This is a genomic window from Planotetraspora thailandica (genome assembly GCF_016863335.1).
In the GTDB taxonomy this organism is placed as follows: domain Bacteria; phylum Actinomycetota; class Actinomycetes; order Streptosporangiales; family Streptosporangiaceae; genus Planotetraspora; species Planotetraspora thailandica.
The window spans coordinates 198,355-223,135 of record NZ_BOOR01000007.1 but is presented as its reverse complement, the minus strand read 5'-3'; the positions used below and the strand labels follow the sequence as shown (position 1 = coordinate 223,135).

The 24,781-nt window shown below is 64.9% G+C and carries 24 protein-coding genes; 15 read left to right on the top strand and 9 right to left on the bottom strand.

What is annotated here, in order from left to right; genetic code table 11:
• Positions 1-35 precede the first annotated feature (35 nt).
• Both Pth03_RS05975 and Pth03_RS05970 read left to right on the top strand, forming a co-directional pair.
• Positions 36-1,295 carry an NsdA family TPR-like regulatory protein gene (locus Pth03_RS05975; protein WP_203943113.1) on the top strand — a complete coding sequence of 420 codons (1,260 nt, stop codon included), beginning with the start codon at positions 36-38 and terminating at the stop codon, positions 1,293-1,295.
• A 15-nt stretch (positions 1,296-1,310) separates the two neighbouring features.
• Entirely contained in the window at positions 1,311-1,952 is a 642-nt protein-coding gene (locus Pth03_RS05970) for a 2'-5' RNA ligase family protein (protein WP_203943112.1), read from the top strand.
• Positions 1,953-2,019: 67 nt separating this feature from the next.
• Here the strand turns inward: Pth03_RS05970 and Pth03_RS05965 are convergent, their stop codons facing one another.
• Both Pth03_RS05965 and Pth03_RS05960 read right to left on the bottom strand, forming a co-directional pair.
• Complete coding sequence (locus Pth03_RS05965) at positions 2,020-2,865, bottom strand: DMT family transporter (protein WP_203943111.1); 846 nt, start codon at positions 2,863-2,865, stop codon at positions 2,020-2,022.
• Positions 2,862-4,250 (bottom strand): NsdA family TPR-like regulatory protein, encoded by a 1,389-nt coding sequence (locus Pth03_RS05960; RefSeq protein WP_203943110.1) that lies wholly within the window; start codon positions 4,248-4,250, stop codon positions 2,862-2,864. Before Pth03_RS05960 ends, Pth03_RS05965 begins: the two co-directional genes overlap by 4 nt.
• 98 nt (positions 4,251-4,348) lie before the next feature.
• Between Pth03_RS05960 and Pth03_RS05955 the strand changes: the two genes are divergently transcribed.
• From Pth03_RS05955 to Pth03_RS05905, 11 genes are all read left to right on the top strand, one after another.
• A complete protein-coding gene (locus Pth03_RS05955; RefSeq protein WP_203943109.1) occupies positions 4,349-4,693 on the top strand; it encodes a hypothetical protein in 345 nt (114 codons plus the stop codon).
• A gap of 129 nt (positions 4,694-4,822) precedes the next feature.
• Entirely contained in the window at positions 4,823-5,770 is a 948-nt protein-coding gene (locus tag Pth03_RS05950) for a hypothetical protein (RefSeq protein WP_203943108.1), read from the top strand.
• On the top strand, positions 5,767-6,591 hold the full coding sequence (locus tag Pth03_RS05945; RefSeq protein WP_203943107.1) for a hypothetical protein: 825 nt from the start codon (positions 5,767-5,769) through the stop codon (positions 6,589-6,591). Before Pth03_RS05950 ends, Pth03_RS05945 begins: the two co-directional genes overlap by 4 nt.
• The gene (locus Pth03_RS05940; protein ID WP_203943106.1) at positions 6,588-7,292 is read left to right on the top strand and encodes an HAD family hydrolase; all 705 of its coding nucleotides are present in this window, start codon (positions 6,588-6,590) and stop codon (positions 7,290-7,292) included. Before Pth03_RS05945 ends, Pth03_RS05940 begins: the two co-directional genes overlap by 4 nt.
• A 511-nt stretch (positions 7,293-7,803) precedes the next feature.
• Positions 7,804-8,160 carry a hypothetical protein gene (locus Pth03_RS05935; RefSeq protein WP_203943105.1) on the top strand — a complete coding sequence of 119 codons (357 nt, stop codon included), beginning with the start codon at positions 7,804-7,806 and terminating at the stop codon, positions 8,158-8,160.
• Between the two features lies 1 nt (position 8,161).
• Positions 8,162-8,863, top strand: a complete 702-nt coding sequence (locus Pth03_RS05930; protein WP_203943104.1) for a hypothetical protein — start codon at positions 8,162-8,164, stop codon at positions 8,861-8,863.
• Positions 8,860-9,936 carry a glycosyltransferase gene (locus Pth03_RS05925; RefSeq protein ID WP_203943103.1) on the top strand — a complete coding sequence of 359 codons (1,077 nt, stop codon included), beginning with the start codon at positions 8,860-8,862 and terminating at the stop codon, positions 9,934-9,936. The genes Pth03_RS05930 and Pth03_RS05925 overlap by 4 nt, the downstream gene beginning before the upstream one ends.
• Before the next feature lie 20 nt (positions 9,937-9,956).
• Positions 9,957-11,042 (top strand): phosphotransferase enzyme family protein, encoded by a 1,086-nt coding sequence (locus Pth03_RS05920; RefSeq protein ID WP_203943102.1) that lies wholly within the window; start codon positions 9,957-9,959, stop codon positions 11,040-11,042.
• Positions 11,039-13,759 carry a Rossmann-fold NAD(P)-binding domain-containing protein gene (locus Pth03_RS05915; RefSeq protein ID WP_203943101.1) on the top strand — a complete coding sequence of 907 codons (2,721 nt, stop codon included), beginning with the start codon at positions 11,039-11,041 and terminating at the stop codon, positions 13,757-13,759. Before Pth03_RS05920 ends, Pth03_RS05915 begins: the two co-directional genes overlap by 4 nt.
• 372 nt (positions 13,760-14,131) lie before the next feature.
• Entirely contained in the window at positions 14,132-15,391 is a 1,260-nt protein-coding gene (locus Pth03_RS05910) for an MFS transporter (RefSeq protein WP_239118780.1), read from the top strand.
• The gene (locus tag Pth03_RS05905; RefSeq protein ID WP_203943100.1) at positions 15,388-15,561 is read left to right on the top strand and encodes a helix-turn-helix domain-containing protein; all 174 of its coding nucleotides are present in this window, start codon (positions 15,388-15,390) and stop codon (positions 15,559-15,561) included. Before Pth03_RS05910 ends, Pth03_RS05905 begins: the two co-directional genes overlap by 4 nt.
• 119 nt (positions 15,562-15,680) lie before the next feature.
• Here the strand turns inward: Pth03_RS05905 and Pth03_RS05900 are convergent, their stop codons facing one another.
• Positions 15,681-15,836 carry a hypothetical protein gene (locus tag Pth03_RS05900; RefSeq protein ID WP_203943099.1) on the bottom strand — a complete coding sequence of 52 codons (156 nt, stop codon included), beginning with the start codon at positions 15,834-15,836 and terminating at the stop codon, positions 15,681-15,683.
• A gap of 339 nt (positions 15,837-16,175) precedes the next feature.
• Between Pth03_RS05900 and Pth03_RS05895 the strand changes: the two genes are divergently transcribed.
• Complete coding sequence (locus tag Pth03_RS05895) at positions 16,176-17,573, top strand: helix-turn-helix domain-containing protein (protein ID WP_203943098.1); 1,398 nt, start codon at positions 16,176-16,178, stop codon at positions 17,571-17,573.
• Positions 17,574-18,050: 477 nt separating this feature from the next.
• Positions 18,051-18,647 carry a hypothetical protein gene (locus Pth03_RS05890; protein WP_239118779.1) on the top strand — a complete coding sequence of 199 codons (597 nt, stop codon included), beginning with the start codon at positions 18,051-18,053 and terminating at the stop codon, positions 18,645-18,647.
• A gap of 247 nt (positions 18,648-18,894) precedes the next feature.
• Here Pth03_RS05890 and Pth03_RS05885 read toward each other — a convergent pair whose 3' ends face one another.
• The 6 genes from Pth03_RS05885 to Pth03_RS05860 form a co-directional block, all read right to left on the bottom strand.
• Complete coding sequence (locus Pth03_RS05885) at positions 18,895-20,370, bottom strand: ApeA N-terminal domain 1-containing protein (protein WP_239118778.1); 1,476 nt, start codon at positions 20,368-20,370, stop codon at positions 18,895-18,897.
• A 310-nt stretch (positions 20,371-20,680) separates the two neighbouring features.
• Positions 20,681-23,344: a LysM peptidoglycan-binding domain-containing protein gene (locus tag Pth03_RS05880; protein WP_203943096.1), complete on the bottom strand. Its 2,664-nt coding sequence runs from the start codon at positions 23,342-23,344 to the stop codon at positions 20,681-20,683.
• Positions 23,341-23,763 carry a pilus assembly protein TadG-related protein gene (locus tag Pth03_RS05875; RefSeq protein ID WP_203943095.1) on the bottom strand — a complete coding sequence of 141 codons (423 nt, stop codon included), beginning with the start codon at positions 23,761-23,763 and terminating at the stop codon, positions 23,341-23,343. The genes Pth03_RS05880 and Pth03_RS05875 overlap by 4 nt, the downstream gene beginning before the upstream one ends.
• Positions 23,760-24,164 carry a TadE/TadG family type IV pilus assembly protein gene (locus Pth03_RS05870; protein WP_203943094.1) on the bottom strand — a complete coding sequence of 135 codons (405 nt, stop codon included), beginning with the start codon at positions 24,162-24,164 and terminating at the stop codon, positions 23,760-23,762. The genes Pth03_RS05875 and Pth03_RS05870 overlap by 4 nt, the downstream gene beginning before the upstream one ends.
• Positions 24,165-24,187: 23 nt before the next feature.
• On the bottom strand, positions 24,188-24,562 hold the full coding sequence (locus Pth03_RS05865) for a TadE family protein (protein WP_203943093.1): 375 nt from the start codon (positions 24,560-24,562) through the stop codon (positions 24,188-24,190).
• Positions 24,559-24,774 carry a hypothetical protein gene (locus Pth03_RS05860; protein ID WP_203943092.1) on the bottom strand — a complete coding sequence of 72 codons (216 nt, stop codon included), beginning with the start codon at positions 24,772-24,774 and terminating at the stop codon, positions 24,559-24,561. Before Pth03_RS05860 ends, Pth03_RS05865 begins: the two co-directional genes overlap by 4 nt.
• Between the last annotated feature and the right edge of the window lie 7 nt (positions 24,775-24,781).

Sequence of the window (24,781 nt, the reverse complement as noted above, 5' to 3'; positions counted from 1 at the left end):
GTGAGTGCCGCCCTACCGCCGAAGGGTCGTGGACGATGCCTGGCTCAGAGACACGACCGGCGTGGGCCGTCCGCCTCCGCGTCGAACGCGAGGAACGGCTGTGGGATATCGCCGAAATGGCCCGCCAACTCCGTCACACCGCTGGAAATGCGCGGCTACCGGACATCGAGACCGTGAGCCGCATGATCAAGAAGTGGGAGTCAGGAAAACACCTGCCAGGTGAGCGCTACCAACTTCTGTACAGCCGGGCCCTCGGGATCGCGCGCACTGTGCTCTTCGAAACCGCCCCCTACCAGGCCCAGTCCGTACAAGAACCGGTCGATGTGGCGGGAGTGGCAGATGAGATCGCCCGGATGGGCGCGTGGGCGGAGTCTTCCAATGTGGGCGAGCACACATTGGCCTACCACAACGACGCGGTACGTCGGCTGGCCCGGGACTACCTTCAGCAGCCGCCTCTTCTGATCCTTCAGCGGACGGCCACGCTGGCCCGAGAGGTCTTCCGCCTCCTTCAAAATGGCCACCAACGCCTGGACCAGACACGGGAACTGCTCATCACAACCGCCAAGATCTGTGCCCTCATGAGCTGGATCTCTGGCGATCTCGGCCAGCCCGCGGCGGCCGAGACCCACGCCGGCACCGCGTGGGGCCTCGCGCATCAGGCAGGAGACCCAGCGGCGCAGGCGCTGGCGCTCTCTACTCGCTCGAAGCTCGCTTTCTGGGACGGGCGGCTTGAACTGGCCGCACAGCTCGCGCGGCACGGTTACGACCTGTCCGTGAACGACACCATGAAGGTTTTCCTCGCCTGCCAGGAAGCCGACGCCTGGCAGGCCCTCGGCGACATCCCCAGGGCTCGTGAAGCGCTGCGTAACGCGGAAGCCGCCCGCGAGAACATCGACCAGCCAGACTCGGTCGGCGGCGTCTTCAGCTGCGGCGTCGCCCGGCAGTGCAACTACACGGCCGGCGTCCACCTGCGCGCCGCCGACCCCGACGGGGCCCTACGACAGACCGAAAGAGGTCTCGACGCCTACAGCCACGGCGAGGAGTGGGCGTACGGCACGTGGGGTCAGATTCACATCGGCATGGCCATGGCCCGCATCGCCAAACAGCAGCTCGACGGCGCCGCATCGGCGTTGCGTCCGGTGCTGGGCCTGCCAGCTGAACAACGGCTTTCCACCCTGGCGACCCGGCTCTCTCATCTCGGCCGAGTACTGGAGGGACCCCGCTTCCAGACCAGCACCGAGGCCCGTACGCTGCGCTCAGAGATCAGGGAGTACCGAGCGATCACAGCGAGCTGACCAACGGGAGCCACGTTGACCGAGCAGATGCGGAACCACTGGTGGTGGCGGCCTGGCTGGCGGCTCCGACGGCGCATGTACGCCGTCCACACCACCTTCGAGGACCAGGACGAGTTACACGACCTCGTCCGCGCATACCAGGAACCGCTTCACAACCTGCCCGGCCTCGACATCATCCCGCTCAAATGGCTCCATCTCACGATGCAGGGCATCGGTTTCGCCGACGAAGTCGATGACGTAGATGCCATCGCCCAAGCCGTACAGCGGCGTCTCTCCCCGATCGAGGCGGTGACCCTGAGATTCGACCGGCCACTCCTGGATCCCGAAGCCCCTCAGTTCCATCCGCATCCTGTTGATGGCATCGATCGGGTACGGCGGGCCGTGCGTCAGGGCATCATCGACGTCCGTGGCGCAGTTGGCGAGACCGACGTCTGGACACCTCACATGAGCATCGCCTACAGCGACACCGATGGCCCGGCGAAGCCGTACCGTGATGCGCTTGCCAGCGTGACCGCTGATCCCGTGACCGTGACCATTCAGCGAATCCAGCTCATCGCCCTCGGTCGGGATGAGCACCTCTACCGCTGGGAGTCGGTCGCAGATCTCCCCCTTGGAACGCAATCGCTGTACCCTCCACGGCGAATGCACGGTCGATGAGAATCTTCGCCACACCAGTCTGTCCGTCGCCCGGTGTTGAGTCTCCGACCAGGACCAATTCGGCCGGTTAGCGGGTTGCCCCGATGTAGGAACCCGTAATGATCAGCACCAGGCCGACGAGCGCCCCGGGCGAGACTCGTTCTCCGAGAAGGCTCATGCTGTAAGCGACGGCGAACCCGGGATCCAGGTAACCCGCCAGGTTCGCGCGCGCGGCGCCCATGCGCTGAATCAGCACATAGAACAGGACGAGCGCCCCGGCGGTGGAGACAAGGCTGAGGACCAGCAAAGCCTCAATCGTCTGCAATCCCGGCAGACGTACACCAGCGATACCAGCGGCCGGTGCCAGCACGAGTGCACTGATGGTCATGGCAGCTGTGGCTGTCCCCAACGGGGGGACCTCGGGAATGGCCCGCTCAGCCCATACCGAGCCTGCGGCTATGAAGGCCGCCGCGGCCACCAGTGCGGCGGCACCCCATCCGCTCGTGCCACCGACATCGACATTTCGCAGGAAGAGGAGAGCCACACCCGTCAAGCCGAGTATGACTCCGGCGAGCAGACGCCACGGAATCGTTCGTGTGAGGACCGTGCTCAGGACCGCGGCCCATACCGGCTGGGTCGCCACCAAGATGGCCGCCAGCGCCGCTCCGACGTACTGCTGGCCAATGGTCAGCAGGAGGAGCGGTACCGTCACCTGCAGCAGTGCGGCGATCAGCACTGCCCCAGCCCGAGCACGTACGGCATTCAATGCACCGCTACGTGCGGCGAATGGAATCAGCACCATGGCGGACAACCCGGTCCGGGCGACGACGATCGCAGCCGGGGGCATCTCGCGCAACACCACGCTGGTCAGGGGATAGATGGCTCCCCAGATGGCACCGAGCAATAACAGCAGGCCCGCGTCGCGTCTGTTCACAAGGCGAACTGTTCCTCCAGCGCCCGTACGGCTGACGTATCCCGGTAGGGGCGCAGCCCGGTGCGGAGATCGCCGACGTGACGGAGGTTGCGGGGCGATCTGGTCCGTACGGCGATGACGTACGCCTCCCCGGTCAGCCGTGCGGCTTCGGGGATCTCATGTAGCGCCAGACACGCTGCGGCCTGGGTCGCCAGCACTTCAGCCGACGCGCGTACCGCTCCCTGCGACCACACCTCGAATGCGGTGTCGATCGCGCGGCGGCCCTCACTCAGCGCTGTTGCCTTGTGCGCTCCGAGTTTGAGTAGGGAGAGGCCAACCATCTTGTACAGGTGGCCGATGTCGTGGAAAGCGATGTAATCCTCGGGCGGGCCGGGCGCACGGCTCAGCAGGTCGGCGGCGGTCTCCAGATCGGTTCGGCATTCCCGGTCATGACCCAGGCAGGCATGGACATGAGCCCGCATGACGGTGAGCCATGAACGAACGGTGTAGTTCAATCGCGTCCCGGCCAACCTGAGGGCCTCATCGGCCAGTTGCAAGGCGCGCTCGAAGTGCCGGCCCTCGCACAGAATGCGACTCATTCGCCCGACCAGATACGCCTGCCTGGCCAGGTCGCCCTTCTCGCGGGCGATCTCGGCCGTTTGCCGGGCCACAGTGAACGCCTGATCATGCTGTTCGAGGTCGAGATAGAGCCAAGAGACCAGACCGCCCGAATCGATGGCCAGCGCGGCCATCTGGGATCGCTGCGCCGCGCTTTGCGCCTGGCGTACCCACATGGTCAGCTGATTGTGGTGGTCAATGGCCTGCGCGAATACCGCGTATGGGCCGAGCAGGTTGTCCAGCCTGCGATAGTTGGCCGTCAGCTGGCCGCACGTTTCGTACAGTTCGCGGCTGTACGGCGGTGGCACCGTCGAGAGGTTGGAGATCACAGCCGCAGCGGCCAGGCCTCCGGTGAGTGGAAGCAGATCGCGTCGTCGCATGAGCGTGTCCCAGGAGGTGAGGATGCCCTCCAGTCTGGCGGACGAATTTTCTTCGCATGCATCAGCCCTGATCAACGCCCCATCTTCGCCGGGAAGAGCATCACGACTTTCGCTCTGATCGGCACCCTCGCTCGGGACACCGACGATGGGCCCCGCGCTGAAGAGCACGGCTTCCGAAATGCCGAATACCCGGCAGAGCAATATCCGGTAAGGGTCGCGCGGTTCATGCTCGCCGGCTTCGTAACTTCTGATGCGACGCAGAATCGAGTCTCGTTGCGGCAGATGTGCCCGAATATGATCTTCGGCCGCTTCGACGAGTTTTCGAGCCAGATCGGAATGGCTCCACATCTGCCTACGCCGCTCAGCTCGCAACCGTTCAGCCCACGCAGGAACACGTTCCGCGACCATCGACACACCTCCGGGCAGATGAGGCTATCCGCTCGTGTCCTCCACTGTCCTTACTTGTCAGCTGTTCGCAGCCTGCCTGTGATCAGTCAAATAGGGATGTGCAATCCCGACAAGTACCCAGAGTTCCTGAACGGATTCCGAACCCGGAGTTTCATCTCATGGCAACCGATCCTGAGCAAGCCATCGAACATCTGGAAAAGCTCGCAGGCGAGTTGGAGGCCCGGCGCTTCGCCGTACGGGTCCATGCTCTCCCCGGCCTCACCCCGCATCTGAATGTCATCAATGTCGCCGCTCCCGTCCTCACGGAGAAGGTGTTCGCCGCCCCTGGCTCTGACGGAATTTGGGCTTTCCACTTTCCCTGGCCCCAGTTGATCGCCCCCGTTCACGACGTCTCTGTCGCCGCTGACCGGATCGAACGTGTCCTCGCCGAAGTCGATCGGTAGGCGGCGCTCGTGGAGCTGCGGAGATGTTCGAGATCGCGGGCGATGCCTGGCTCCAGCCCTGAAGCCGATCTCGTGCTCAGTGGGTTCCGGCTGAGGACAGAAACGAGTCGCCCGACTCTTCTGGAGCGAGTGACGTCGGTGATGGTGCCGCCTTGCGAGGCGCAGCCAGCCCATCCGGGAGCCGACTGGATTCTTCGGCTCGAGGAGGCCAACTCCCGACCGCAGGAGGAGGTTGGCGCGATCTTCGCGGACCGGCCGGTCCTTGTTCTCCCGCACGGCGGGCCACGGCTGGCGGTGCTGGACGCCGGCGACGGATGGTTGCGAGCGATAGGACGCTATCGGCCGTACACCGGTGCCGCGATGATCGACGTGGACGCCGCCCGGATGACCACGCATGTGGTGCTGCCCGCGAATGACGAGCTCGGCGGCCGATGGGCGGACTGGCTCGCGAGGACGTTCTTCGCCTCGCGGATGCTGGCGTCGGGCTGGCAGATGCTGCACGCCTCTGCCGTCGTGATCAACAGACGAGCGCTGTTGTTCGTGGCGGGCAGCCGCGGGGGGAAGTCGACGCTCGCCTACCGAGCCCGCAGCGAACTTGGGGCGGTGTTCCTAGCCGACGACCTGGTATTGATCGGCCCGGGCCGAACAGTGGTGGGCTGGCCGACGCGTATCGCGATCCCTGAAGAATTGATCACCGGTGTACCGGCGATGGAATCCGAGCGCCGGAGAATCATCTTCAGTCCCTCCGACCTTCGGTCTGGCACCGATTGCTCCGGCCCGGCCCCGCTGGGCGCAGTCGTAATCATCAAACCGGGTGGGCGAGAAGCGCCTTCAGCCGCGCACACGGACGAACGTGAGGCCTTGGGATTGGCAACCGACATCCCCGGTCAGCGGCTCCACACCAGTGACCTGCTCGGTTTGATGGGCCGGCCGCAGGTCACATGTCCCGGGCTGCAGTTCGACGGCTTCGGCGACGCTCCCGTCATAGAACTCCGCATCGGCGACATGGCGGCGCTCCCCACGGCCGGGGTATGGGCGGCTCTGTCTGGGCTCCTGTCGTATCTGGAGGAGTCGTGAACATCGACAGTGCGGGAAGGACGTTGTGCGTCGCCGATCACTCTGCCTTCCTCTCCTCCTGGTCGCGCGTCGCTCCACACCTGCCCGGCGTCGATCCGAGTAGGGCGCCCGAAGCCGAGAGCGGATCGGTCGATCTTCATCTGCCGCCGTCGATTGGCCCTGACGACGGCCGGCGCATCGTCAACGCGCACCTTCACCTGCTGCACCTCGCGCACGGCTCTCTCTGTCCGCACGCGGTTGCGGTCCACCACCAGCGCTACGGCGCAGTACTGCTGCTGGGCTGCCATGGCACCGGAAAGACTCTGGTCGCCATCGCCATGACGCGTCGCGACTGGCATGTGCTGGCCGGCGACGTCGCCCTACTGGACGTGGAGGCGGATGGCACAGTCGCAGTGCGCGGAGGCACCGCTGCCTTCGTCGTCCGACGTGGTCCTGCGCTTCGATGGTTCCCGGACCTCCATTTGAGTCAGGTCGAACTGTGGTCCCGACGGCCCGCCCTTCCCAAAAGACCAGTGCCGGTGGTCGCCGCCGTATCCGTTCATGTCGATGCTGTCGGGGGCCCGCTCCGCCTGATCGACCTACACACCACACGGACGATGTGGTTGCGTGCCAGCGGGCACCTGCTCGACCGCATGCTGGATCGGGAAGACGGCCCCGTACTGCGACTGCTGGAGAGCGCCGCTGCCACCCGGCGGCGCGTCGAACTCGTCCGTACGCTCTCGAGGCGACTGGCGATCCACGCCGCATGGGGACCGCCGGCGGAAATCGCCGCACAGATCGAACTGCTGGCTACTGCCGGATGGAGAGGAACAGGGACATGAGCACAGTACGCGCGCTGGCGATCGACTTCGGCGGCACTCTGGCCAACCCTGGCCCCAGTCCAGACGGCAGCAAGGTCGCCGGCATCCTGGGATCGCTTCCCGGCATGACGGTCAGCGACGGCTTCGCCGCCGTCTTCGACTCCATCACAGGGCAACTGCGCCGCACCGACCGAGATCTCGGAACGCAGACTCCCTTCGCCGAGCGACTATGTCAGGCCGCCATCGAGAGCGGCACCGTACTGCCCGAGAACGTGGACACCATCGTGGAGAAGGTCTTTACTGCCATCCCGGACGGCGAAATCGACGCCGCGGCTGCCCAGACGCTGCGCTTGCTCCACGACCGGGGGATGACCTGCGTCTTGGCGTGCGACACGCAACGCCCCTCCACCACGCGCCGTGCGACTCTCCAATCCGCAGGAATCCTGAACTGTTTCCACGCTCTCGTGTTGTCGAGCGAGATCGGCGTCCGCAAGCCGCACTCACGGTTCTACGACGCTGTGGTGGCGGCGGCCGGATGCCCGGTCTCGGAGATCCTTTTCGTCGGGGACACCCCTGCCAAGGACGCGATCGCACCACACGCGCGTGGTATGCGATCGGTGCTCATCGCCACCCAACGCCCCGCTGGGCTGGAGGAGTCCATCGGAGTCATCGAGCACTTCTCCATGCTGCCCGAGTACCTGGAGGCGCTGGATGCCCCCTGATGGAGCGCGTATCCGGCTGGCCGGAGGACGCGCGAGCCTGCTGCCCGCTCTGCCGACCCCGAAGGGTTGGATCACTGCCAGCTTCAGCGTGCTGAGCCCCGGCACCGAAAAACGCCACCTTGCGGCCACCGTGATGGGCCGGGACAAAGCCAGTGGCTACATGACCATCGGTGGCGAGGAAACGCTCGGATGGCGGTTGGCCCCGGTTCCTCACGGAGCGCCCTTCCACCCGCAGGGGAAGGGGACTCTCTCCGCTCCGGCTGGGACACCGGTCCGCATCGCCGCATTGGGACGGTTTCAGCTGATGGCGGCGTTGGGGCTGACCCACCTGTCCGGTGCAAGGGATCTCACAGGCGCCTTGGTGATCGGGTCTGGTCCCGTCGCACTCGGATGCGCTCTGGAGCTACAACGCCGAGGCGCCGTGGGCATACGGGTTCTGACCAGACGGCCCAACGCTGCAATCGCCCAGGCCCCAGGGGTCCAGTGCGTACGCGAGGTGACGCCGCAGAGCGTGCCGCTGGCTATCTACGCAACGGGGTCGCCCCAAGGAACCGCAGAACTGGTCAGGACCGGCGGCACTTTGGGCGTGCTGGGCACACCCGACGGCCATGACGTCATCCCTACGCTGTCCATCCACCGGCGGGCCTTGACCGTGGTCGGCATGCACGAGCTTGCCGACCACCATCCACGGCGCTACCAGGCGACGTACACGGAGGTGGTGACGTGGCTATGCGGCCAGGTCACCCCCCGTCAGTTGGACACCTGGTGCCGCATCGTGCCTGGGCACCTCGCGCCCTCGGTCTTCGCGTCGCTCGCCGGGCCAGACCGGCCGGAGGAACCCGTCATCATCTTCTCCTGGGAGGCCTGACGTGACCGACGACGTGGGGCTTTACAGCATCTCGGTACGCGGCTTCGACGTCCCCTCCCTGCTGCGCTGGGCCACCGCCACTGGGATCCCCTTCATCCATCTGCGCGGCGGCTCGCGCGGATATTGCCTGACCAGCGTCGATCGCTCGACCCTGCGTAGCTGGAGACCGATCATCCGCGACACGGTTCCTGTCACGGGGGTCACCGCCGACGTCGACCTCATGGACGTCCTCGCGAGAAGACCTGAGTCCTGCGAGGAAGTTCTTCGGCTCGCCGAGGCGGCTGCCGAACTGGGCGCGAAGTGGCTACGCCTCTGCGCACGCATCCCGCCCGCACCCGGAGATGCTCGCGGTGAATTGCCGACGAGAGCGGTTCCACTTCTGATCGAACCCCACCATCCCGGCTGGCTGACGCCGGCGGGATTCGCCGCCCTCCCCCACGTGCGGCTACTCGCGGACACCAGGCAACTCGCAGGCCAGCCGACGATGCTGGGCCCAGCCGTCGAGCGAGCGGACGTGCTCCACCTGTCCGATCAAGGCGAAGGACTCGACACGATCGTGGCCAATCTCGCCGCTCGCCGGATCGCAGCCGGCCAATCGATCGAAGTCGCCGTTGAATGGACCGGGCCAGACCGAAGCCCGAAGGCATGTCGCGATCGCTATCGGTCGGCCTGCGCGTGGTGGCGCGCCAGGGAGCCACGATGACCGAGAACCGTCCATGGATGGTCGTCAGCGACTATCCCGCCTGGCCCAGCCCGTATTTCGCCGAACTGTATCGGCACGCGCCGTCCCAGCTGGGGCTGGAATTCATCGGCAGCCTGGAGGCCCTCGAACACCGGCCCGGCCCTCCGGGCGTTATCAACCTGCATCGCCTCAAGAGGCTCTACCAGATGCCAGACGGCGGCCGTACCGTTGCCGCGGCCGACACCATGCTCGCCCAGCTCACAGAGTTGCGACGAATCGGATGGCGCATCGTATGGACCGTCCACAACCTGCTGCCCATCGATGGGGCGCACACGGCGGCCGACCACCATGCCGCCTACAGAGTGCTCCATCTGGCCGACGCGATCATCACGCACACCCACGCCGACGCTCGCCATCTGGAGCTGCTCACGGACGCACCGATCATCGTCGCCGGCTGGGCAGCGCCCGCGACCGATGCCCACGAGGTTCCCCCAGCCATACGTGAGCTCGCCGAGCACATCGCAGACGTCGGCACCTCGATCCTGCTCCTGGGCAATCTCACCGCGTACAAGGATCTGCCCGCCGTCACACGAGCCTTCGTCTCTCACACTCGAAGCGCCCATCTCTTCGTGATCGGACCTCCGCGAGACCCGAGCGTGGCCCAGGTGATAGCCCACGACCGCATCCATCTCCATCTGGAACGAGTCCAACCTGAGCACACTCACGTGCTGTACAGAGCAGCGGACGTGGCACTTTGCCCCTACCGGACAGACGGGCCATGGGAGTTCTTCACCCAGGCTCTCTATCCCAGTTCGGTCGGTACTGCTGTCGCCCACGGCATCCCCGTGATCGCGCCGGACGTACCCGCCGTGACGGAGATGACGGCGGGCCACCCTCGACGGCTCTATCCGCCTCAGAGTGGGCCTGGGCAGGCGATGGCGGCGGCCGAGGAGTCTCGGCTGCCTCGCGCGCCCGTAAGGAAAGACCACAGCTGGGACGGCATACTCGCCGCCTACGAGCGATTGGCGGACGTTCTCTACACCCCGACGGGCCGATTAACGGTCGTCACAGACACGAGCGGCACCGATAGCTGATCACCGATCACCCCTGCGACATGGAGGTTCACCAGATGCGGGACAACCTCGGCCCAACCCTCCTGCCCGGCCTGCTGGCCGAGCGATACGGTCTGACGGTACACGGCCTGGTCCAATTGCCCATCGGTCAGGGAACCGTGAACTACCGGGTGACCTGTGCAGGCGGCGACGTCTTCGTCAAGAGCTACCCGGCAGGCACGGACCTCGAAGGTGAAGCAGGCGCGATCGAGCTGTCCGAACTCGCCCGCCGTCACGGCATTCCCGCGGCCGCCGTTCTGCGCAATCGCGACGGCCAGACCATCGACGGAACAACGTCTCTGGCCGTGTCGATCTGGAGATGGGTACCCGGTCATGTCGTCACGGAGCTCAACACGTCTCAGTACGAGCAGGCAGGTGACGCGCTCGGCCGCATCCACGCGCTCTTCGCGAAGCTGCCCGCGAACTCGACATCCAACCGCAAGGTGGATGAATGGCGTGACATCGATCTCAACGACCTGGCCGCGACCGCGAACGGCCTGCTCTCGATCATCGCATCGAGAAAGGCCGAAAGAGTCCTGGACGCCTTCGACACCGTCGCGGAACGCACCCTTCTCGAACGGCGCCAGATGCTTCCCCTGATCCCCGAGCTTCTCGCCGAACTTCCTGACAGTCTCGCCGTACAGGTCCTGCACGGCGACTACAGCCCGGTGAACCTGCTGTTCACCGGCGACGAACTCGCCGCAGTGATCGACTTCAGCCCGCCCGACCCATTCCTGCTGGCCTACGACCTGGGACGGATGGCGTTCTATCCCAACACGGTCACCGGAGACCCACAATGGTTGCACGCGGCGCGCACGTTGATCACGGCCTACATCGCCGCCAACCCCGCCGTCTCAGACATCGACATCCGCGCCTGCGGCCGTGTGGCGCTACTGCAGCTCATGCGCAGCCTCTACGGGGTCAAGCAGCACTACATGAAGCCAGGCCTCTTCCAGGACGATCTCGACGAATTCTGGCTCCTCCGGCACGAGGCCGTCGCCCGCATGCTCCGGCATCTTCCGGAGATTGACGCGCTGCTCGACGACCTGACCACCCGCCGCCCGTCCTCCGGCCGGGAGGAGCTATGACGACAGGAACCGTTCAGCCCCCGGAGACGTGGAAGGTGCTACGAGGGCCGATTCATGCGGCCGACCTACGCGCGGGTGTCTCCAACATCGCCGCCGAGCACGGCTTGACCATCTTCAGCCCGACTCAGAACACCCTGGTCCTGACTTCTCCGGGCGACGACGTGCCCCGGGTCACACTGCGCTGGCATCAGTTCACGCCGAAGTGCCCCGACACCCTCAGCCATGTTCTGCCAGACGCTCCCCATCTGGAGATCCTCGTCGATCAGTCGTCGGGGGGAGCCGTTGCCGCGAACCGCATCGAGACATGGCTGACCCGCAAACTCCGGCGCCTCGATCAAGCTGAGCTGGCGCACATTGTCGAGAGCATGCCCGTGCTCGACCGCTACGCCGTACCTTCTGGTGTGCTTGACGGCTGGGCGATCATCTTCCGGGACCACTACGTCGAGAACAGCCTCGGCTTTCTACTCGCCATCGAACGGGCGGGCATACCGGCCGAATGGATCTACGCCTTGTCGAAGGGCGACCGCACTCGTAATCGCGACCGCATCCATGCGACTCTCATCGACAGAGGATGCGCCAGCGGGCTGCTGGACAACACGGCTGTCAACGCCCCTGAGACGCACGCCATCGAACTGGCCGAATCCCTCAACCAGATCGACAACTTCATCGACGCGGCGCGCTCCGCGGGCCGGCGCGTGTTGGTCATCGACGATGGAGGGCTCATCGCCCAGGGGTACGGCAGGGCCGACGCTCTCCGGCGCATCGACGCCGCGCTGGAGTTGACGGTCTCCGGACTGAAACGGATCGCCGCGTCCGAGCTAAGCATCCCGGTGTTCAACCTGGCCAGATCTGAGTTGAAGACCAAACTGGGCTATCCAGAGATCGCCGACTCCTGCCTACGCCGCCTACGAGCGCTCCTTCCCGCTACCAAGGTGACGGGACGGCCCGTGATCGTCATCGGCTACGGCACGCTCGGATCACGCCTGTCCATGACGCTCCAGGCACAGGGCTGCCACGTCCATGTCGTGGATTCCGACCCCGTCAACCTCATCGCTGCTGCGGAGAAGGGACACCTGACATACAGAAGCGTGCGCGAGGCTCTGCAGAGGGTCACACCGTTCCTGATCACCGGCTGTACGGGTGGGGACGCCCTCCTTCCAGAAGACCTCGACCTGCTGCCCGATGGTGTCTTCCTCGCTCCGTTCGCAACGCGTGACTTCAGCGTCCTTGCCGACCCGCAGCGCACTCGCAGTTCCAAGCAGCTACCCGGCGTCGGACGTCGCTACCAACTCAATTCCGGCAACTACGCGACCGTCCTCGGTGACGGGCGATCGCTCAATCTCTTCGAAGCCGACGCCATTCCCAACCAGGGATACGACGCCTACCGGGCCGGCACTCTCATCGCCGCGGTAGCGCTGTGCGAGCAAGCCGACCACTTGCCGCCCGGTGTGCACACTGAACTCGTCGACGAAATCATCAGAGAATCCGGCCTGTACGAGGCTTACTACGACACCTACCTGGCGGCCGAACGCACCGCACCGGCGAACACGCGCACCCCCAAGTCGTATTCGGGCAAAGCTCTGGCGGGTGTCTCTGTCTGCGTGGTCGGCTATGGCGCAGCCGGCCGACTGCACGCGGAGATACTGGCCGCCGAAGGTGCGGAGCTTACGGTGCTCGACCCGAAACATCAGGACCTGCCCAGGGCCTACCGCGGCTTTCACCAGGGGATCGGCGACCTCCCGCACGCTGTCAGCTCCGGCATCGGTCTATGGTCCATATGCTGCCCGACAGCAGATCATCTCCCGGTTCTCCGCTCGATCCTGGCCCAGACGCCCGACGCGCGCGTCCTGCTGGAGAAACCCGCCTGCCAGGGACACGAGATCGATGCCCTGGAAGCCCTTCTCGACAGCCACCGCAATGCGCGGGTCGCGGTCACCGACCAGTATCAGCACGCTCGCGTCCTCGATGTTCTGAACACCCTGGTCATGCGCTTCGAACCGGAGGCCCCGATCGACCACATCGGAATCACCTTCACGAAGGACCGCACCGACGACATCGCCCACGGACGGTTCATCGACCGGTTCTACGGTGTTCTCGGCTACGAATGGCTCCACATGCTCGCCGTACTCCGCCGACTCATGCCAACCGAGTCACTGAACGCCTACCTCACGGCCAGTCCGCGACGGTCTGAGTTGTGGGCTACCTACGACGAACGCCTCTTCGTGTCCGCCCTGACCGAGCGGGCCAGCGTGACGACCGCCGACACTCACCTCCGCGTCGAGCTGACCTCCAGCATCACCAGTCCCACGGTCGTGCTCGGCAGCACACCTCGCCGATGCGACGACGGCCTGGGCAGGTGGCAACGAAGTCTGCGGCCTACCGACGATCGGCATCGGCACATAACTGTGCATGCAGGACGAACCCGGTTCACCGCCCATCTCGACCCAGTGACCGCCCCAGACGGCTGGCAGTTGAACAGGAACCTGCATCGCGTGACCGTCGAACGAGGGGGCGAGATCCTCCACGACGAGGTGATCGAGGACTCGCCTCTTCACACCGCCATCCGACAGGCCATCGTAATGCTGACAGGCCCCGTGACGGCTCCCCCACCTGACCTGGCCCCATTGCGGCGCATCGCCAAGCTGGCCGAGTTCCTTCGCGCACAGCAACCACGGCGCCAAGAAACAGGGCAAGCGGCCCAGAGCCGAGTTGGCTGAACATGGCGATCCCCAGCCAGCGGGGGCGGACTCGCCGTCTCATCTCCGCGCAGTCCCGGCACGGAATCGTTGGTCATCCCAGATCAGGAGGCGGCGTAATCCGCTGCCGACATGAGCAACAGCCTCGTAAGGTCGGCGAGATGAACGTCGAAACGACCGACCAGCCGAAGGTCGTGGCGACCAAGTTCAGTCTCAGCGGCCCCGCGTCGAACGCCGCCGTGCCGAACGGGAGCTCGCTCCCGTCGTCCAGGAACACCGACACCGATCGGGTCGTCGTGTCAAAGATTCGCACTGTTGCCTGCACCCGATCAGCGGTAACCCGCCGGAAAAGCGATTGACCGGCTTCGCGGAGGACCGCGACGATGCCTCACCATGCGTTCAGAGGGCGGCGGAGCCGGCATGTGGAGAGACACGTCGTTCCGGTTTTTTCTGGGGGCCGACGCGATCAGCCAGTTCGGGACCCAGATCACGCTCGTGGCCCTGCCTCTCGTGGCGGTGCTCACCCTCGACGCGAGCCCCTTCCAGATCGGGGTGCTCACCGCGGCCGAGATGGCGGCGTTCCTGCTCATCGGGCTGCCGGCGGGCGTGTGGGTGGACCGGCTGCGCCGCCGTCCGATCCTGATCTGGAGTGACCTGCTCCGCGCCGCCGCACTGCTGTCGGTCCCGATCGCGGTCGCCCTGGACGCGATGACCCTGCCCCACCTTTACGCCGTCGCCCTCCTCATGGGTATAGGCGCGGTCTTCTTCGACGTCGCGCACATGAGCTTCCTCCCCTCGCTCGTCGGCAAGGACGACCTGTTGAAGGGGAACGGCACCCTGGAGACGCTGCGTAACACCGCTGTCTTGTCGGGGCCCGCGCTGGGCGGCTGGCTGGTGCACGCGCTGAGCGCGCCGGTCGCGCTGCTCGCCGACGCGGTCAGCTATCTGGTCTCGGCGCTGTTGCTCGGCGGGGTGCGCGCAGAGGAGACGATCGCGCCGGTCGCGGAGCGTCGCAGGCTCAGAGAGGAGATCGGCGAAGGCGTCCGCCACGTCGCGGGTCATCCGGTGCTCCGACGCATCGCGTGGGTCGGCGCGCTGACCATGCTGTCCAACGGCATATGGGCGGTGGCCCAGCCGATCTTTCTGATCAAGACGCTCGGTGTGGGTCCGGGGATCTACGGTCTGCTGCTCTCCGGCGGCGCCGTCGGAGGGCTGATCGGCGCGGTGCTCGCGCCGCGCATCGCGGACCGCTTCGGCGTCGGCCGTGCCCTGTACGGCGGAGCCGCCATGGCCGCCCTGGTCATCCTGATCTCCCCGCTGGCGGCCGAGGGCTGGCGGCTGGCACTGTTCCCGCTCGGCTGCCTACTGAGCGGCATCGGCGCCGCGGTGTTCGGCATCAACCAGCTCAGCTACCGCCAGCGGATCACCCCGGAGCACCTGCTCGGCCGCATGAACGCCAGCATGCGCTTCCTGATGTGGGGCGCGATGCCGATCGGCGGCCTGCTGGGCGGAGCGCTGGGAGAGATCTTCAACGCGCACACCGTGCTGTGGGTCGCCACGGTCGGCGTCACGGTCGCTCATCTACCCGTGCTGGCCTCCCGGAAGATCCTCCGGCTCCAGTCTCCTCAGCGAACGATGCCATCCCGCGGATGATGATCTCGATACCGAGGTCGAACCAGTCGTCGTTGGAGTTGTCGAACATGGAGTCGGAGAGCGCTGCCAGGCGGCTCGGGATCGCGCAGCCGCCGCTGTCGCGGGCGATCCAGCAGCTCGAACGGCGGGGGCGGCGCTGCTGGACCGCACCCGCCGCGCGGTCACCCTGACTGAAGCCGGGTCGTTGCTTCTGCGGGAGGTCGGGCGGCGCTGGATGCGGTCGAGGCCGCTGACCGCCGTACCCGCCGCCCTGCCCTCGCCGCGACCAGCCACGCCGGCGCGGTCCTCGTCACGAAGGCCGGAGCGTCCAGCGAAACTGCTGTCGAAGCTGCTCGACGCGTCCGCCGTCGAACCCGATGCGGTCACGGTCGATGTCCCTCTGCGCGGGCCCGGCGAGCAGGAGCGGCTGCTGCGCGACGGGCGGGCCGACGTGGCGCTGCTGCACCGCCGTTCGACTCGACCGCCGGGTTCGACACCGAGGAGCTGTGCACGGAGAACCAGGTCGTGGTCCTGCCAGCCGGGCATCCGCTCACCGGCCGGATCGGCAATAGCGGTTGTTGCGGGATGGTCAGGGGCGCTCCGTGTTGTTGATGGCCGCGGAAGGTGTTGCAGGCCCGACGAGCAGCGGTTCCTCGAGTCTGAACGCCGGACCCAGAAAGATCCATGAGCCCCCCAGGGGCCGTCCTGATGTCCCCGTAGCCACCACCCGAGTCGGCTCAACGAAATTAGCAACTATGCACGCTCCTAGTATTGCTAAATCCAGTGATCATGCTAATCTCCTCTCATGACTAGCGCGGAAGCGACAGCCCTCGGTGGTGTGATCCGACGGCGCCGCCTTGGTGGGAACATCACCCAGGAAGAACTGGGAAAAAGAGCGGGGTACAAGTCGGGTGCCGGCGTGTCGATCTTCCGAATAGAGAGCGGCACCGTGAAGCCGACGCCCGAGAAGCTCCGCGGGATCGCCAGAGCACTGAACACGACCGTCGAAGCGCTCCAACAGGAGGCAGGAATGGTGCGTGACGAGCCCGCGTCCTCTAGCCAAGGTCAGACCATCAAGGCGCGCAGGAAGGGCGTCGAGGCCCAGTTTCTGCAACGCTCGGAAACGTTGTCGCAAGTCGGAGCAGCGTACTTTGGAGCGGCCAACCGCTCCGTCGCCGACATGGCCACGCCGTTCATCACGGTCTGCCAAGAGTTCGTGAACATGCCATCGACCCCCGAGGGGCCGACGACCCCCACGAAGACCGGTGAAGATCCTGCGCAGCGCGTGCTTTGGATCAAAGAGCAGTTCGAGTGGGCTCTCCGCGGTGCAGCGGTCAGGCCCGCGAGGACCGACGACGCCACGGTCCGGGTGGAAACCCTGGGGTCTGCCGTCGTCTCCTCCCTGGCCAGTGCGCTGAGCTGGGACCTTAACACTGTCGGCCGTTGGAGCGCCCGCAGTCTCTTCACCGCCGTGAGTAACCTCGGGAGAGCGTCCACAGGGGCTCCTATCAAGGAGCTCAGAGGAATTGCCCAATGGAACGCCACGATGGCACGACTCGGTGGCGGCCCCCGAGCGGCTGGCGGGTGGGGCATCACCGGCGGCAGGGCCGTACTCGGTACCGTTGCGGCGCTGCCGACAGCAATCGCCCTAGGCGGTGTCTTCGCAATCGGACTGATTGCGAGTCGACGCGTACAAGAGGTCAAGGTGACCGCTGCCGAGGAGTTCTTGGCTCTCACCGAGGAACGCTTCGAAGCCGTCATCACGCACATGACCGAATCGACTGAGATCCTCGAGACCGTTACGACCCATGGTTCGTGGTCCTTCGAGGCATGGCAAGAGAGTCTGGCCTCACCGTCCGGCAAGCCGGTCCGGGAATGGCCGGAGCTGGATGAGCCCCAACAGACCCGGTACCGGGACCTGATGCAGGTCACCGCTTGCCTGAGCGCCCTTCTCGCCCTCGCACCAGAAGAACTGCTGACCGCTCCCAGCACGAAGTTCCCCACGATCGGCGAACTCACCTTCGGGGACGGTCAGACTACGAAACAAGCTGACGAGACCACCTCCGGCACGCTCGGGACCGACGTCACGGAGGCGTCGGGGGGCGTCCCCCTTGCAACTTTCGAAGAGCTCCAGGAGCGGTATCGGGAGATCCGCAATTACATCCGCAAGGAGATCCGTGCCTCGCTCGGTCGTCGCAGTTGACATGCTTTCGCCCTGAGCACGCGTGGACGAGCGGGAACGGCGCTCCGCGGCAGTTAGGGACGTCCCCCGGACGCGCGCAGGGCGGCAGATCCGTGCGCCGCGCCGACCCTCGCGGACGCTTTCGCTTGAGTCGCAACGCAACTGGGGTTCCGCCCCTCCCATCGCATGGAGACCTGGACTGAGATCCGCAACGCCCAGGAGGGCTGTCCTGCCTGGGTGTTCAATGAGGTCATGTCAGATCGAACCTCTGATGGTCGCCCCATACTGGGGCCCGACGCGCTCGCGCATCTCCGAGTCCCGCCGACCGGAATTTGCTGGTGGTGTCAGGAACGGCCGGCCACTACCGGCGAACACAAGTTCAAACGCACGGACCTGACTCGGCTAATGGCAAATGGGGGTCCTTTGCTCTGGGGGGACAGAGAAGGAAAAACGCGCGAGATCAGAGGCCGTAGCGGAGTCAAGCGAGATCGCTACGGAGTGATCAAGTTTCCCAAGTCGCTGTGCGAATCATGCAACACCAAGCGGTCCAAGCCCTTCGACAATGCCTACGATGTGTACTCACAGCATGTCAGCCGCACCTGGCTACGCATCATGCCTGGAGTCGACTTCCGACAGATTTTCGGGACCGACTGGGAGACACCCACGATCAACCTTGCACGGTACTATGGCAAACACTTCGGCTGCCGCATGGTGCGTGCAGGCCTTCCAGTGCCCGACACCCTCCGCGAGTTCTTGGATGGTGCCACAGATATGTCGGACGCCCACATGGCTCTAATTACCACAGACACGGTCCATAAGCTCTACAAGGGCGGACTTTCCATTAGCCCGGATTTCGTGGAGGCCGACAAGAACATCAGTCGGTTCGTGCGTTACGTACTGGTCGCGTATATCGGCTCCATTGGTGTTCGCTACGAGTGGCTCGAGGAAGGCTTCCCCGAGCAATCGCAATTCTTCGAATATCCGCATCCAGTCATCAACTGCTTCAAAGACGAGATCGCCGTGTGCGAAGGCCGCACCCGTCGTCCCGGGTGGTTCGCATCTCTAGTCCAGTGGGCCAATCAACCGCGCGAGTAGCCATCATTGCCGTTCAGAGCTGGCCCGGTGCACACCGGAGACACGACGGAGCTGCCGCGCCGCCACCGATAAAAGGCCATCCGTGATTCGAACCTAGCGCTAACGAATCGGAACGCCCTCAACTCGGCAGATCCGGTCGGCCGGCCAGACCACGCGACTCGCGGCATGAGAATGCGCCGTCTGCCGACGTTGAGTCGAATGAGGGCTGGCGCCGCAAAGCGCAATAGCACCTCCGGCGGCCTAAGTATCACTTTGTCTCATCGCCATAAATTCGCGGCAGGCTTCGCCGCGACTGCCTGAGAAACTGACTATACCGCTCGAAGCGGGCGAAGCTAGTTGAAAGGTCGTTAGGTGAAATACCCGCTTCGAGCAGTAGACGGGCGGTCAAGAGCCAACGGAGCGATCCGTGAAGAATATGGAATGTGATGATTTCGTCTTCCGACGAACTGCGAGTCATACCGTGCGCGAAACCAATTCGTGCATTGACGATCGCGTTGGACCAGCGACTCGTCTTACCGGTGACGCCTGGTACCACTGCCGCCACATCAGCCGCTAACGCTTTAATTCTTTGCGGATAGCTGGGTTCCCACAGATACGTCCGCATCGCGTTATGCAGTGCCTGTCGTGCCGATGCCACAACATCGAGTCCATCAATGGCCTTGAGGGCTTGATCCCTCTCCTCATCGCTGAGCACTCGCCGGTCCGGGTAAAGCCTGCGATGCACTCCTTCCGCCGCGGTGGCCAATTCTAGAAGAAGGTTCTGAACCGTCCTATCTCCCGCGTCGACGGAATTTGCAATCATCTGGGGAAGCGGTGTCAAGCGCTCAACGACACTGAACCACAGCGCGATACTTTCTAAGCCCAACTCCTCGCGGGTCATTAGCGGTCGATCATCCGCCTTTGGCGACCACACGTCAGTCGAGTCAAGCGCGAACCCCGGCATGTATACGCTGCACCACCGCCGGGAATCTGGGTCTTTGACCTCGAAGGCGCTGGGTGGGCAGTCCTTTGCGAACAACATTGTAAGCAATGAACTGGCGGAAGTGATAAATTTCGTGGAAGCGGAGCGAACTGTCACTCCATTGGCGGCCTCGACCTCAAACCACGTTTTTGTCAAAATGTAGGCACCGGCAACTCGTGGTGGCGAGACGACCGCCTCGGGAACGAGGGAAACGGTGCCCGACTCTCCCGCTAGCGGCACCGTTAATCGGTCGGGAAGGGTATATCTAATCGCCACCTGCCCCTTATTGGGGCCGTCGATACCGTGCTCCATCATCAAGCCACTCAAGTTAGCCCAGGCGTCTTGACGAACAATGCGGAATCGCACAGACGGGAAGATGGCGTCTTCATTGGTAATGTGCGCTCCAACTATAGCGTAGGCACCCTCGACGGTCTCCTCCTGTAGGACCTCGTCACCAACGACTGCCGACGCAGAAAAGATCTGCCCGGTCCGTCTACGGCTTACCGCATTAATGATTGTGATCTTGCGGTACGGCTGCAATGTTTCGCCGTGAAGCGTTCGCGGATTGTCCATTTCTGGCGGCCCGAAAAGTATAATGCCGGGAGTTTCGCTGGGCGAATCATCCTCAAATCGGGTTAGCGCGCCCAAGAGTTCAACGCGAGGCCACGTGTCTCCTAGGTCGAGTCTGCCCGGCACGATTCGACCTGGATTGTCTGCATACCAAAACCGACCCGAAGAGTAACGGGGCTGCTCGTAGGACATAACGCAGCAACATAGCGCACTCTCATCGGCAGAAGAGGACGACAGCTCGGGTCTGACCCTTGCAGATCGGTCAGTCAGCGAACTGGGGCACCAAGATCCGTACGGCAACGTCATGCCGTAGTCACGATCGTGTCGCTGGAACTTGCATAGTTTCGATCCCCGACGTGCGCAACTCCAGTGACGTCTCGTCCTTCGCCGAAAAACACCTAACAGCCTGGCTCAGGTTCTCCGCGCCGCAACCACTATCCCGAAGTAGGAGCAGTCGCGCTCTCGTGGGTGTGAAACACACGACGGCGAGCTGACGAACTCCTCACTGCTGAGACGGACGCATCACCTTGTCGAAGACAGCTTGGGCCTGGACAGAGGCAGGCACACCCAAGGCGTCGAGACGGCTCTTGAAGTGGCGGACGCGTAGGCGGGCCTCGTCGATGCGGCCGAGTTGGAGCAGGAGGCGGACGGTCGCCGTCACCGCGCTTTCCATGTCAGGGTCGAGCATGCACGCTTGGTCGAAGACTTCCAGTGCCCGCTCGTTCCGGCCTGCCCGCTCGTGGAGCGTTCCGAGCTGCAGGAGTGCCTTGACGCTTGCCACGGTGAGCGGCCAGCGGTGGTCCTGATCGAGCCAGTCGTACTTGAGGCCTTGCCCCAGCCGTCCGCGGCACAGGCCGGCGACTGCTTCCAACGCGACCACCTTGGTGTCCTCGCCCGGCGCTGTCCGCGCGTCGGCGAGTGCGCGGTGGAAGGTCCACAGGTCGACGTCAACGTGTCGTGTCTCGATGCGGTACGACTTGCCGCTCCGTTCGACGAAGTTCGCTTCCTTGTCCCCCATGCCAGTGGAGTCGCGCAGGGCGACGCGGAGATCCTTGAGCGCACTGTGGAAGCGGTAGCCGGCGAGCGTCTCTTCTACGTCTGGCCAGAGGTATTCGCAGATCTCCTCGCGGTCCAAGCCGTTGGGATGCAGGGCGAGCAGAACGAAGAGTTCCAGAGCTTTGGTGCGCCCGGAGATGTCCAGAACACGGCCGTCGATCTCGATGACAGGCTCTCCGACGATGCTGAGCCGCACTCGCCGCTCCGCCGCACCCGGCGGGGGAACGACAAGGTCAGCGTTCCTGGTGGGCTCTTCCGTGGCCATGCCGTTCCCGGCCGCGAGCTTGTGGAGCACCGCGCTCGCTGCTTCCTCAGGCAGATGGAACAGTGTGGCGTCATCGAGTTCTTTCGCCAGCGCACCGGTCGCTTTCGTCACGCGGTAGTCCTGGCCAACCTCACAGGTCGTACCTGAAGTTGATCGTCCGACCAGCAGAGTTCCGATGCCGAAACTGGACGCGAGCCCCATGAGCGTGTCCAAATAGGCGTTGCCGTCCTGGGAGCAGGCGGTCAGCAGCAGCGCGGGCAACGGCTCGTCGGGCTCTGAATCACGCAGTTCGGGGATGTCTCCTGCGTCGAAGTCACGCAGGATGCGACGCCGGGCGACGAACTGTGCCTCCAGATGATCGATCGCATCGTCCAGCGCGGGTACCACTCGAAGCCCGGCTAGGTAGTCGGTCAACGCGGTGATGGACTCGCCGAACCACCGGACAGCGTCCTCACGAGGCACGACGATCTCAGAGCGGTGCTGGTCCGCCTGGGTCAGGAGGTCGAGAACGAGGGCCCTGACGCAGTCGTCGGCTCCCGGCCCGTTCAGTGCCAGGTTCAAGCCGGACAGCTCCAGCGACACCGGATCTTCTTCGCGAGTTCCGACCTTCAGCGAGATGGGGGGAACGATCGAGAAGGATGACGTGACCAGTTCGAAGTCGTCCGGCGGCATCTCATCAGACTCGGCATAGCTTCGGTGGTGCGCCCTCTCCAGTGCCCGTATGGCTGGCATCTCTGGTTCTGGCGCGAGCACGCTGACGGGCTCGTCGACATCGCGTACGGCCACTCGTCGCCGCTGACGGAGCCTGGCTGAGGCGAGTGCGATCGCGACCCCGGCGGCGAAGGACAGCGCCACCATCCCACCGCCAGGCAGCGTGACCACGTTCGATGAGGCCGGTGCCTCGTCGCTCGGCGTGGGCTCAGGCGTAGACGGGGGCGAAGGGTCTGAACGGTGAGAAACAGTCGGGCGATGCGATGCGGGCTTCCGCGTGTCCTGTTCCCGTTCCGGGAGGATCAGGTGCCAGCCGGCTTCGAGCATGTCCGGGTCGGTGAGCCGCACTTTCCCCGGCTGCACGCGGCCCTTGTTCAGCTTGAAGATTTCTCTGTACCGCTGGCCGTCTCCGAGGCGCTCCTCAGCGATTCCCCACAGAGTTTCGTCAGTTCCGACGGTGTGAACCTGCTCAGATGTCTTGTGTTCCGTGTTCAGAGTGGCGGCGTCAGTGGGCAGTCTCAGAATCCATCCAGGTCTCAGCCAGTCCCCTCTGGTGAAGGTCTGGCCGTCGTCCATGACGCGTCCCTGGTTCAGCGCGATGATCTCTTGGTAGCGCATCGGCTCGCCGAGATGTCTTCTGGCGATCTCCCAGAGGGTGTCCCGGGGCTTGACCACATAGGTCTTGTACGGCTTCGCGGTCTCGGTGATGCTCGGTTCCGCCGCGGCCAATGAGTGCTCAGGCAGTACCGCAGGCGTGACGGAGACTGGCCCGGCTGGAACGACTCCGCGTGTGGCGGCGACCGGGGCGGTCGCGGCCAAGGTGATCGTGGTGATCAGATTGGCCGCGAACCGTTGGAACGGCATGCGCACTCGGCTTTGAGTCGCGCGAAACGTGTCGACCACCTCGACGAGGACCGCGCAGGCGAACAGCGCCCAGCATGTCCACACGATCGCGAGCAACAGCGCCTTAATGACAACGGGTTCGGCGGGAGTGACGAGGTCGTCGACGGTGGGCAGTTCCACGGGCCAGAAGAAGACAAGCAGGACGGCAGGAATGCCGGCCAACAGCGCCGCGAGCACTGTGGCCGCCGTGACCTTGCTGAGGATGGGGTGACGCAGCCCGTTCATCGTCATGGTCTTCCTTGCTCGATGCCGTGGAACATCCGCGCGGACGCCTTCGCCGTCGCGGTCACGCTGCCGATACCGATCAGGGACACGAGCTTCGTCGGCTTGGAGACGGTGACGGTGACGTGCACTGTCCGGTTATCGGTCATCGCGACGCTGCCGGAGTGACCGCTGGAGCCGAGGTAGTCCCGCGCGGCGGCCACTGCCTTGGAGGGATCGACCTCAAATCGGCCGCCGTGCGCATATGCACGGTTGACGTCTATCTGTCCCGCTCCGGCACGCGCGGTTTCCTCCGCGACCGCGTATGCCTCGCGGTATGCCTGGATCTTCGCTCCCCCGTCCACCACGAGTCCGGCGCAGATCAGCAGCGCGAGAGCGAACACCACCGCGAAGGCCGTGACGGAACCGCGGTCGTCGGACGGTTTCACGATCGATCCCCTCTCGCGCGGAAGGGATCGATCGGGCTGGCGAAGCTGCTGGTCAGCGTTTTGGAGCCCGGTATTCCCGGAACCGCGATGTCGGCCAGGCCGACCTCGCAGGTCACGGTCGCGGCAACGCTGGCAGGCCTCCCCACGGGCGTGGAGAACCCGCTGGTGTCGAGCGTCACCGAAGGTGCGCATTTCAGCCCCTCGCGAGCGAGTGCTTCGCGTGCGCTGGACAATGCTGCCGAACGTGCCGCGCTCGGATCCCGCGCGATGGATGCCTGCCGGGCCGCGTCCCTGGCGGCGGCGTCGATGGCACCGTGTGCGATGGCGATACGCCCTACCGCGATCATCATCACCAGCATGGTCAGCAGGGCCGGCGCGATGATCGTGGTCTCCAATGCCATGGAACCTCGGTCAATATGCGGCGTCATTCGGAGGTCCACTTCTCCAGGGGGGCTCTGGCGACCTGGTCGACCGTGAGATCGAGCAACGGGACCAGGCTGACCGCTTGGCCCTGAACCGTCACCACGACCGTGTCTTCGGCGCGGCCGACGTTCACCACCGGCGACTGGAGGAACGATCCGCCGACTTCCTGGGCGAAACGTTCCGCCGTCGCCTGCCCTGCCGACAAGCTGGAGCCGTACACGCGGGCCACTCGCAGCCCTTCCTGCGCCGCCGAAAGGGCGATGTTCCGGGCGTGGAACCACAGCGCGGTGTTCACCGCGAGCATGATCAGCAGCAACACCACCGGGTACACGACCGCGGCCTCCAGCGTCGCCGACCCACGCTCGCGCCCCGTCATCCGATCTTGTCCAGCTGTTCGTTGACGACCCCTGTGATCTTCGCTCCGACGGCGATAGCTAGAAGAAACACGACCGCGGCGATGATCACCCACTCCAGCGTGGAACCGCCCCGTTCAGGGTTCAGACCGCGCCGGGCGGCATGCCGCTCAACGACGGACACGCACTCCCTGAGCCGTACGCACATGGCGAGCACGCGTCGATTGATCATCATGACTACC

Coding starts and splice junctions, on each gene's coding strand:
- Pth03_RS05860 (WP_203943092.1), bottom strand. CDS start 24,774: ATGATGATCAATCGACGCGTGCTCGCCATGTGCGTACGGCTCAGGGAG.
- Pth03_RS05940 (WP_203943106.1), top strand. CDS start 6,588: ATGAGCACAGTACGCGCGCTGGCGATCGACTTCGGCGGCACTCTGGCC.
- Pth03_RS05975 (WP_203943113.1), top strand. CDS start 36: ATGCCTGGCTCAGAGACACGACCGGCGTGGGCCGTCCGCCTCCGCGTC.
- Pth03_RS05870 (WP_203943094.1), bottom strand. CDS start 24,164: ATGGCATTGGAGACCACGATCATCGCGCCGGCCCTGCTGACCATGCTG.
- Pth03_RS05910 (WP_239118780.1), top strand. CDS start 14,132: ATGCGTTCAGAGGGCGGCGGAGCCGGCATGTGGAGAGACACGTCGTTC.
- Pth03_RS05865 (WP_203943093.1), bottom strand. CDS start 24,562: ATGACGGGGCGCGAGCGTGGGTCGGCGACGCTGGAGGCCGCGGTCGTG.
- Pth03_RS05960 (WP_203943110.1), bottom strand. CDS start 4,250: ATGGTCGCGGAACGTGTTCCTGCGTGGGCTGAACGGTTGCGAGCTGAG.
- Pth03_RS05880 (WP_203943096.1), bottom strand. CDS start 23,344: ATGACGATGAACGGGCTGCGTCACCCCATCCTCAGCAAGGTCACGGCG.
- Pth03_RS05885 (WP_239118778.1), bottom strand. CDS start 20,370: ATGTCCTACGAGCAGCCCCGTTACTCTTCGGGTCGGTTTTGGTATGCA.
- Pth03_RS05895 (WP_203943098.1), top strand. CDS start 16,176: ATGACTAGCGCGGAAGCGACAGCCCTCGGTGGTGTGATCCGACGGCGC.
- Pth03_RS05905 (WP_203943100.1), top strand. CDS start 15,388: ATGATGATCTCGATACCGAGGTCGAACCAGTCGTCGTTGGAGTTGTCG.
- Pth03_RS05915 (WP_203943101.1), top strand. CDS start 11,039: ATGACGACAGGAACCGTTCAGCCCCCGGAGACGTGGAAGGTGCTACGA.
- Pth03_RS05920 (WP_203943102.1), top strand. CDS start 9,957: ATGGAGGTTCACCAGATGCGGGACAACCTCGGCCCAACCCTCCTGCCC.
- Pth03_RS05925 (WP_203943103.1), top strand. CDS start 8,860: ATGACCGAGAACCGTCCATGGATGGTCGTCAGCGACTATCCCGCCTGG.